At 55.9% G+C, this 942-nt stretch carries 2 protein-coding genes; one reads left to right on the top strand and one right to left on the bottom strand.

Annotated elements, in window-relative coordinates; all coding sequences use genetic code 11:
* A partial coding sequence (locus tag EN750_RS36405) for a PAS domain-containing protein (RefSeq protein WP_189526750.1) occupies positions 1-346 on the bottom strand: 346 nt, incomplete at its 3' end.
* Between the two features lie 231 nt (positions 347-577).
* Between EN750_RS36405 and EN750_RS36400 the strand changes: the two genes are divergently transcribed.
* Positions 578-942, top strand: a 365-nt coding sequence (locus EN750_RS36400; RefSeq protein WP_189526748.1) for a universal stress protein, incomplete at its 3' end; no start/stop codon positions are given.

The following is a 942-nucleotide window of genomic DNA, read 5'->3' as shown; positions in this document are numbered from 1 at the left end:
CGACAAAGATAGCTGTGATGCGGCCGTCATCGGCCTTGATGGGCTGATAGACGAAATCGAGAATGCGCTCTTCGGCAGGTTCGTCGCCCTTGCGAAGCGCGACTTTCACGGCCCGTCCCCTGTACGGTTCACCCGTTTCATAGACCTGGTCCAGTAGTTCGTAGAAGCCTTGGCCTTCGAGTTCGGGAAGGGCGTCGCGCACCGACTTTCCAATCACTTGCCTGTCGCCGATAAGCCGTTGGTAGGCAGTATTGGTCAGTTCGAAGACATGATTTGGCTCACTCATGAGAGCCATGAAGCTCGGAGCCTGTTCGAACATTTGCGACAAGACTGTCTTAAGCGTCATCCCGCCGGCCGACAAAATAGGCGCTTCGTCTTGGCTCACCTGAGATCCCTGGATTCGATACGCCTACAAGAGAGGCTAACTATCACTTCTCTCCGTACACGCAAAACGGATCGAGGCCGACGTTTTCGCCTCCGGATGCAATTGGCGGGTTCCTTGACGTGCATCAAGGCCTCGTGAGCTGTCGAATGCAATTCATCACGCATTCGACGGTTCCAGCGAAAGGCGCCTGCAATGTCCTACAAGTCGATTATCGTGAACCTCGCGGTAGATGCTTCCCCCATGCCCATAGTGAAGGTGGGGATCGAGCTCGCGGAACGGTTTGGCGCCCGTCTCATCGGTCTGGCGGCTGCAGATGTCCCAACATTGGTCGCGACTGGCGACGGTATGGTCTACGAAGGCGAGATCATGCAGATCCAGCGCACGGAAATCGAAAAGCGGCTTGCCGAACTGCGAGCCGAATTCGAGAGGCTGGTTCCTGCTTCGATCTTTAGCGAATGGGGGCAAGCTGTTTGCAGTCCAACCCGCTTCCTGAGCATTTCGGCTCGATCCGCCGATCTTATTGTCACCGGCAGCGAGAAAGGGGAAAATGTCTTTCG

Source organism: Mesorhizobium sp. M7A.F.Ca.ET.027.03.2.1 (genome assembly GCF_003999175.1).
GTDB lineage: Bacteria > Pseudomonadota > Alphaproteobacteria > Rhizobiales > Rhizobiaceae > Mesorhizobium.
This window is presented reverse-complemented; position numbering and strand designations above follow the sequence as displayed.